The organism is Salinispora cortesiana (assembly GCF_000484695.1).
Taxonomy (GTDB): Bacteria; Actinomycetota; Actinomycetes; order Mycobacteriales; family Micromonosporaceae; genus Micromonospora; species Micromonospora cortesiana.
The window spans coordinates 35,847-43,893 of sequence record NZ_AXVR01000042.1 but is presented as its reverse complement, the minus strand read 5'-3'; the positions used below and the strand labels follow the sequence as shown (position 1 = coordinate 43,893).

Annotated in this window: 7 protein-coding genes and 1 pseudogene; 5 read left to right on the top strand and 3 right to left on the bottom strand. The window is 68.2% G+C overall.

Annotated elements, in window-relative coordinates; genetic code table 11:
* Positions 1–392: pseudogene (locus K228_RS0117675) on the bottom strand (hypothetical protein); the annotation flags it as partial.
* 503 nt (positions 393–895) lie between these two features.
* On the opposite strand from K228_RS0117675, the gene K228_RS0117670 reads away from it, so the two are divergent.
* Entirely contained in the window at positions 896–2,671 is a 1,776-nt protein-coding gene (locus K228_RS0117670) for a glycoside hydrolase family 6 protein (RefSeq protein WP_025619637.1), read from the top strand.
* Between the two features lie 104 nt (positions 2,672–2,775).
* On the opposite strand, the gene K228_RS0117665 is transcribed toward K228_RS0117670, so the two are convergent.
* Positions 2,776–3,132, bottom strand: coding sequence for a hypothetical protein (locus K228_RS0117665; RefSeq protein WP_025619636.1), 357 nt, complete (start codon positions 3,130–3,132; stop codon positions 2,776–2,778).
* The gene (locus tag K228_RS0117660; RefSeq protein ID WP_025619635.1) at positions 3,129–3,689 is read right to left on the bottom strand and encodes a hypothetical protein; all 561 of its coding nucleotides are present in this window, start codon (positions 3,687–3,689) and stop codon (positions 3,129–3,131) included. The genes K228_RS0117665 and K228_RS0117660 overlap by 4 nt, the downstream gene beginning before the upstream one ends.
* A 448-nt stretch (positions 3,690–4,137) precedes the next feature.
* Between K228_RS0117660 and K228_RS0117655 the strand changes: the two genes are divergently transcribed.
* The 4 genes from K228_RS0117655 to K228_RS0117640 are packed head-to-tail and all read left to right on the top strand — an operon-like array spanning position 4,138 to position 8,038.
* The gene (locus K228_RS0117655) at positions 4,138–6,663 is read left to right on the top strand and encodes a sensor histidine kinase (RefSeq protein WP_025619634.1); all 2,526 of its coding nucleotides are present in this window, start codon (positions 4,138–4,140) and stop codon (positions 6,661–6,663) included.
* Positions 6,660–7,085, top strand: coding sequence for a roadblock/LC7 domain-containing protein (locus K228_RS0117650; protein WP_025619633.1), 426 nt, complete (start codon positions 6,660–6,662; stop codon positions 7,083–7,085). Before K228_RS0117655 ends, K228_RS0117650 begins: the two co-directional genes overlap by 4 nt.
* On the top strand, positions 7,075–7,458 hold the full coding sequence (locus tag K228_RS0117645; RefSeq protein WP_025619632.1) for a DUF742 domain-containing protein: 384 nt from the start codon (positions 7,075–7,077) through the stop codon (positions 7,456–7,458). Before K228_RS0117650 ends, K228_RS0117645 begins: the two co-directional genes overlap by 11 nt.
* Positions 7,439–8,038 (top strand): GTP-binding protein, encoded by a 600-nt coding sequence (locus K228_RS0117640; protein WP_025619631.1) that lies wholly within the window; start codon positions 7,439–7,441, stop codon positions 8,036–8,038. Before K228_RS0117645 ends, K228_RS0117640 begins: the two co-directional genes overlap by 20 nt.
* Positions 8,039–8,047: the final 9 nt, after the last annotated feature.

The window sequence follows — 8,047 nt, the reverse complement described above, 5'->3', positions numbered from 1 at the left end:
TCCCAGTCGTCCTTGTGGTCGCGGTGGTCCTTGTGGTCGTAGTCCTTCTTGTGGTCGTAGTCGCCCTTGTAGTCGTGGCGCTTGTCGTCCCAGTCCTTCTTGTCGTCCCAATCGCCCTTATGGTCGCGACCCTTGTCCCGGTCGTGCGCTGGCTTGAGCTTGACCTTGCCGGTCACCTTCGACCAGACGTAGGCGTGCTCCTGCGGCGTCGGGCAGAACTGGATCAGCTTGACCTCGTGGCCGGCCTTGACCTCGTGTGGCTTGGCTACGACCTTGCCCTCATCTTTACGGTGGTGATCGTCCGCGACCGCGATTCCCGGTGCGCACACGAGCAGGGAGGCACCGCCGAGGGCCGCACCTGCCACGACCTTCCCGAGCAGCTTCTTTGCCATAACGTGCGTCACTCCATCCCCTGTTGTCCTGAACTCGGCGACAACCGAGCTAGGGCAGACGTTAGTCCGTTTCACAACTTATGAAGGGGAAATTTCGCCTTTCCCGCTTTAGGGGTTATGTAGGGGTTGGTGGCTTGCGGTCTTGACTGACGGGTGTAGGCCCTTCCTGTGTTGCGGCGCTCTTGTTGCTGCTCGAGTCGGTGGAAGGGGTTCGGTCGGCGCGATCCCGTCGAGGGATTGCGATGGAAGCGCTCCCATGGGAAAATCGACCTACATGGTGAGCCGCACCACGCAGCGGCAGGGGCGTCGAGGGCAACCGGTTCGCCGGGCGATCATCCTGCCGATCCGACCGACCTGCTTCACAGCTCTGCAAAGACCACCACCACCCGGTCCAGGACGGCCCCGGAAGCATCCGCTGGCATCGGTGGCTGCCCACGTCGGCATTCACCGGGTCAGTAGGCCGGGCCGTCCGCGGAACGGTCTCGCCCAAGGAGATCTGTGGCATGAATGTGTGGAGAAGACTCGCCGGCCCGCGCCCGTCCCTCGCGCTGGCTGGCGCGGGCATCCTGGTCGTAGGTGGGTTGGTGACCCTGCCGGTCACCATGGCTCACGCCGCGACCCAGTGTGAGGTCTCGTATACCACGAATGACTGGCCCGGCGGTTTCACCGCCTCCCTCAGTATCAAGAACACCGGGGAGGCGCTCGACGGCTGGACGCTTGGCTTCACCTTCCCGAACAGCAGCCAGCAGGTTGTGCACGGCTGGTCGGCCCGGTATAGCCAGTCCGGGCAGAACGTCACTGCCCAGAATGAGTCGTACAACGGTTCGGTAGCCAGCGGCGCCACCGTTGAGATCGGCTTCAACGGCTCGTGGAGTGGCAGTAACCCCAAGCCGGTGTCGTTCACCCTCAACGGAGTGGCCTGCATCGGCGGCGGTGGCCCCACCACGGCACCGCCGACGACCCCACCTCCCACCACGGCACCACCGACGACCCCACCACCCACCACCGCGCCTCCCGGAGGCCGAGTGGACAACCCGTACCTGAACGCGGTGGGCTACGTGAATCCGGAGTGGAAGGCCAAGGCCGAGTCAGTTCCGGGCGGTGACCGGGTGTCGAACACGCCGACCGCCGTCTGGATCGACCGGATCGCGGCCATCGAAGGCACCGACGACAGTCAGTCCAACGGCCCGATGGGCGTACGCGATCACCTGGATGAGGCGCTGAGCCAGGGTGCGGACTACATCCAGTTCGTCATCTACAACCTGCCCGGTCGGGACTGCGCTGCGCTCGCCTCGAACGGTGAACTGGCGCCGGACGAGTTGCCTCGCTACCAGGCCGAATTCATCGACCCAATCGCGGCGATCCAGAGTGACCCGGCGTACCAGGACCTCCGGATCATCAACATCATCGAGATCGACTCACTGCCGAATCTGCACGCCAACACCGGCAGCAACCCGGGTGCCACTCCGACCTGTGACCTCGTCAAGCAGAACGGCGCCTACGTCAACGGCATCGGCTACGCGCTGGCCAACCTGGGTGCGATCAGCAACGTCTACAACTACGTGGACGCGGCCCACCACGGCTGGATCGGTTGGGACACCAACTTCAGCCCGGTCGCCCTGCTCCTGAAGGAAGCCGCTACCGCCTCCGGCAGCACGGTCGATGACGTGCATGGCTTCATCGTCAACACCGCCAACTACTCGGCACTGCGCGAGCCCTACTTCCAGATCACCGACACGGTCAACGGTCAGACGATCCGCCAGTCCACGTGGGTGGACTGGAACCAGTACGTGGACGAGCTGACGTTTGCGCAGGCATTCCGGGACGAACTGGTTGTGAAGGGCTTCGACTCGGAAGTGGGAATGTTGATTGACACCTCCCGCAACGGCTGGGGTGGCAGCGCCCGACCAGCTGGCCCCGGACCGATGACCGACGTCGACAGCTACGTCGACGGAGGCCGGGTTGATCGACGAATCCACGCCGGCAACTGGTGCAACCAGTCTGGCGCGGGCCTGGGCGAGCGGCCGCAGGCCGCGCCGGAGCCGGGCATCGATGCCTACGTCTGGGTGAAGCCGCCGGGTGAGTCGGACGGCTCCAGCGAGGAGATCCCGAACGACGATGGCAAGGGCTTTGACCGGATGTGCGACCCGACGTACGAGGGCAATGCCCGTAACGGCTTCAACCCCACCGGGGCCCTGCCCGATGCGCCGATCTCCGGTGCCTGGTTCCCGGCGCAGCTCCAGCAACTCATGCAGAACGCCCACCCGCCGCTGTCCTGATTTTGGCGCCCAGCCGCTGGGGTTGTGAGGCGCTTGGGCGGCGGGTTCCCCGAGTCCCGGACCCGATCAGCTCGATCGGGTCCGGGGCGCCGGCGGCTACGTGGTCAGGGGACCGTACGTTCGATCGCCGCCCGGCCCTTCTCGACCAGGTCTCGGCGGGCCCGCTCAACATTCTCCGGTGTCAGGTCCTGACCGCGTGCCGCCACCAGATCCTCCGGCTCCCACGGCTGCTCCGCTCCGGTGTGGACGGCGTCCCCACCGGCTCCGGCGCCGTACGGGTCGCCAAGGAGGTCCTCGGTCGACGCGCCGCCGTCGGCCTGCTCCCCAGCGGCGGCGAAGGCGGGGGTGTTCCGGTCGCCACCCCCGCCGGTCATCAGCTGGGGGACGCCGGTGTCGTCCTCGACCGCCGCAGCTGCCTCAGCGCTCTCCTCCAACGGTCGGTACCGGTCCCGATCGGTCATGGTGTCGCCCTCCCGTCCGTACGTGCGCTACCTTCCCGCGTACCCCGTGCATCGGGTGCCATGCCACCCGCATCGGGCCGTTGCTCGGCGGCGGAGCCGACGGCCTGGGTCGCGCCGTCCCCCCGCTGTTCGCGGTGGGTCTCAGCGGTGGGGGGCTCGGCAGCTGTCGAAGCTCGCTCGGCCCGTCGCTGCACCCACCCCGGGCCACCGCGGAACTCGGCCGTCGGGTCCGCCCGCCAGCCTTCTCGCGCAACGTCAACGGCACCGTCGCCGGGCCGGGCGGTTGATTCGTCGCGCACGTCCGGAGCCTTCTCTGCCCCGCCGGCCAGCGCGGACGCGGCGACCGCCCCGCCCACCGAGGGCGCACCGAGGGCGCTCGGGACCGGACCCGGCCGGTGGAATTCGGGCCGGTCGTCGTCCCGGTCCCCGTCCACGGCGACGCGCTGGTCGTTCTCGTCCACGGTCGTGGGTCGACCACCCTTCGGTCGTGCTGGTACGGCTGCGAAGGGTGCGCCCTCCGGGCGTTCGGTGTCGGCCTGCTGCTCGTCCTGGCGCATTCTCGTCTCCTCAACCTGGCTCCTCCGCTGCCTTGGGTATTCCCACCTGAGGCAGCTCATCAATCCCGGTCGGGCGCACTTTTCGGTGCCGCGTCGAGGAATCGTTCATTATGGTTGTTTGCTGACAAAGAAGCCGGACAGCGGGAAAGCGGACGGGCGACGCATGGAGGTCCTAGCGTCGAGGGTGGCCTTCCGGGCAGGGTGCCATGGCTGTGCTCTTTCTGCTGGCGGTGGAGCGGACGTTGGCCGTTGCGTCGCTCGGGCGAACGGTTTCCGTCCTATGTGTTCGGGACCGAGACGGGCGGTAGTGGAATTGGCGTGGATTCCGTATCCTGCCCAAGGCGACCGTCGATGACGTCCTGGCCCGACTTTGGGGCGCGCTCCGGCGGGTGCTGTCCGGCCTGCGCCGGCGTCCCCCGCAGCTCCCACCAGCTGGACGAGGTCCTGATTGAACACCCACGACTGGCCGATCCGCTCCAAGCTGACCGCACTGGTCGTGGCGCCGGTGTCCGCGCTCATCGCACTTTGGATCTTCGCCACCACGCTCACGTTTGGGCCCGCGCAGAGCCTGCTCTCCGCCCGCACCCTCCTCAATGAGTTCGGGCGGCCCGGCGAGGCGGTCGTTGCCGAGCTGCAACGCGAACGTCGCCTCTCGGCTGTGTACCTGGCTGCCGAGTCCGCCGAGGTTGGCCTCGACGAACAGCGGAGGCACACGGACGAGGCGATCGCCGAACTGCGTCGTCGAGCTGCCGGTGATGACCTTCGGGATGCCACCAGCGACCTGTTGGATGTTCGGTTGGACCGCCTCCTCGTCGCCCTGGACGCGCTGCCGGCCGGGCGTGGTCAGATCGACCGGAGGGAGGTGGGCCAGTCCGACGTTGTTGATCTCTACAGCGGAATGGTCTCGTCGGCCTTCCAGGCCTTCGCGGCGCTGTCAGCGCTGCCGGACCCGGCGCTGCACCGGGAGGCGTTGGCGGTAACCGCGCTCGGCCACTCCCGCGAACTGCTCGGTCAGGCCGATGCCCTGCTGGCCGGAGCATTCGTCTCAGGTGGCATGGCCGAGGGCGAGCGCCGGAAACTCGTGCAGACGATCGTCAACCAGCGCTTCCTCGCCGATTCGGCGGTAGCCGACCTACCGGCGGCGGAACGTAGCGCGTATCAGCAGCTGACCGAGCAGGCGGAGTTTCGCCGACTGGATCAGATGCAGGAACTCCTGATCGAGAACTCCGCCGATCAGCTGCCGATCGTGGCTGCTACCTGGCAGGCCGACTACAACGCGGTCCAGCAGGCGATGCGGGACTACGAGTTGGACCAGGCCGATGGCTTGGCCGATCGGTCGAAACCCCTGGCCATACGCGTTTTTCTGCTGCTCGCGTCCGCCGGGTTGCTGGGTCTCGTCGCAGTCGTGGTCTCCCTGGTGGTGGCGGTTCGGGTCGGCCGTTCCCTTGCGAGCCGGCTGGCCGGGTTGCACACCGTACTCGAACGGGCGGAACGCCAGCTGCCCGAGCTGGTGGCGCGGATGCGTCACGGTGAGACGGTGGATGTGGAACGGGAGGCGCCGTCGGTCGATTTCGGTACGGACGAGATCGGCCAGCTGGGGCGTGCCTTCACCGAGGTGCGGCGGACCGCTATTCGGTCTGCCGAGGATGAGGTGAAGCTGCGCCGTGGCCTCAACGAGGTCTTCCTCAACATCGCCCGGCGTAGCCAGGGGCTGGTGCACCGCCAGCTCACCCTGCTCGACCGGATGGAGCGACGCGCCGAGAACCCGGACGAACTGGCGGACCTCTTCCAGGTAGACCACCTTGCCACCCGGCTGCGGCGGCACGCGGAGGACCTGGTGATTCTGGCTGGCTCGGCTCCGAGCCGGGGCTGGCGCAACCCGGTCGCCATGGTCGACCTGATTCGGGGGGCGCTCTCCGAGGTTGAGGCGTACAAGCGGGTTGACATCGGCGGCGTGCAGTCGGCGGGCCTCGTCGGCCGGACCGTGGGTGACCTGATCCACCTGCTCGCCGAGTTGATCGAGAACGCCACCCGGTTTTCGCCACCAGGGACCCGGGTCGAGGTCGCCGGGGTGCGCAGGGCCGACGGATACATCTTCGAGATCACCGACCAAGGCCTCGGTATGAGCACCGATGCCTTGGCAGACGCCAACTCGTTGTTGGCCTCGTCGCCCGAGTTCGACCCAACCCGGACCGACCGGCTCGGGCTCTTCGTGGTGGCCCGGCTGGCCGCCCGGCACGGGGTAGGAGTCCGGCTGCGTCGGTCCGAGTCGGCTGGTCTGACCGCGGTTGTTCGTATCCCGGACGAATTGGTCGCCGAGGAGCCGTTGCCCTCGGGTCTGGCCCCCGGTGCGCAGGAGTGGTTGGGATCTCCGGCAGCCCGGTGGGAGACACCGGGTCGGCTGGCCGCAGGGTCGGAGCCGTTGGTGCTCGCCGACAGCCCGTCGGTCCCGACTGCCGGCGAGTCGGCCATGGCCGATGTCGGCCCGGCACCAGTCGAGGTGGCCGGCGAGATCGATGGGCTGCCGCGGCGGGTCCGGCGTCGCCCGGGGGCGGGACCGCGGAGCCGGGTGGGTGCGACGGTGCCGCCCGCTGGCGTCGCTGGGGAGCCGGGGCAGGAACGACTGACCAGGCCAGAGCCGGCGGGGGCAGCCGGAGCCGGCGCGCACGGCGGGTCTCACTCCACGAACGGTCCAGACGTGGCGGCCACCGAGGCCCGGCGGTCTGGGCCGGCCGTGGATGGGCCGACGGTGCAGCAGCCAGCCGTGGGCGGTCGGCAGTCACCATCGTCGGAACCGACCCCCCGCTCACCGGAGGAAACCCGCCGGATCATGGCGGAGCTACAAGCCGGCACGACGAGGGGACGTCGGGTTGCCGCCGCCCGAGTATCAATGTCCGAGGCCGGAACCGGCCCTCGGTCGATCGATCCGTCGGACGATCTCGAATCCCCGACCGCAACTGAGAGGGACGCGTGATGCTGCAATCTACCAGGCAGAATGTTGATCTCGACTGGTTGCTCGACGAACTGGTGGAGCGGGTGCCGCCCGCCCGGCAGGCGGTGGTGCTCTCCGCCGACGGGCTGCTGCTGGGGGCCTCCGCCGGGCAGGAACGGGACGACGCGGAGCACCTGTGCGCTCTCGCCTCTGGCCTCTCTAGCCTGGCCCGGGGCACGAGCCGGCATGTGACCGGTGGTCCCGTCCGGCAGACTGTCGTCGAGATGGAATCGGCATTTCTGTTCGTGACCACGGCCGGCCAGGGCGCCTGCCTCGCTGTGGTTAGTGATGCAGACGCCGACATCGGGCTGGTGGCGTACGAGATGGCGATGTTGGTGACCCGGGTGGGCGAGACGATGAGCATCCCGGCTCGGCCAACGGCGGGCACCGGCGATGTGGGCTGAGTCCGGCACGCCACATGAGTGGCTGGACGCCGACGCAGGTCCGGTGGTGCGCCCCTACACGCTGACCGGGGGGCGCGTGCGGGCTGCCGGCGGCTTCGACCTGGTCGCGTACGTCCTCGCCGACCGGAACGCCCAACCCGCCGTACATCTCGACCTGCACCCCGAGCACCGGCGGCTGGTGGCGCTGGCTGCCCGGCCGGTCCCGGTGGCCGAACTGGCGACCGGCCTCGACCTGGCGGTTGGCGTCGTCCGGGTGCTGCTCGGTGACTTGGTGGACCGAGGCCTGGTGACGGTCCACCAGCCCTCGGCCGGCCCGTACCTGCCCGACAACGACATCCTCAAGGCGGTGGTCAGTGGACTCCGTGCGCTCTGAACTCCCAAGAACCGGTGCCCACATCCCGATCGCGCTCAAGATCCTCATCGCCGGGGGTTTCGGCGCGGGGAAGACGACGCTGGTGAGCGCCTTGAGTGAGGTTCGTCCGCTCCAGACCGAGGAGATGCTGACCGACGCCGGGATCGGCACCGACGATCTCGCCGGCGTGGAGGCGAAGTCCACCACCACCGTGGCGATGGACTTCGGTCGAATCACCATCAACGAAGATCTCCTGGTCTATCTCTTCGGCACGCCGGGACAGGATCGGTTCTGGTTCCTCTGGGATGAGTTGGCCTTCGGGGCGTTGGGCGCGGTGGTGCTCGCCGATACCCGGCGACTGGCCGACTGCTTCCCGTCCATCGGCTACTTCGAACAGCGGGGTATTCCGTTTGTGGTCGGGGTCAACTGTTTCGACGGGGCCCGCCGGTTCAGCCTGGAGACCGTACGCGAGGCGTTGGACCTGGACGCCGACGTGCCGATGCTGCTCTGTGACGCCCGGGAACGGCAGTCCGCCAAGCAGGTGTTGATCGCGCTCGTCGAACATGTGGCCCGGCAGCATGGGGAGCGGGTCCCGGCCTGACCCGTGTCA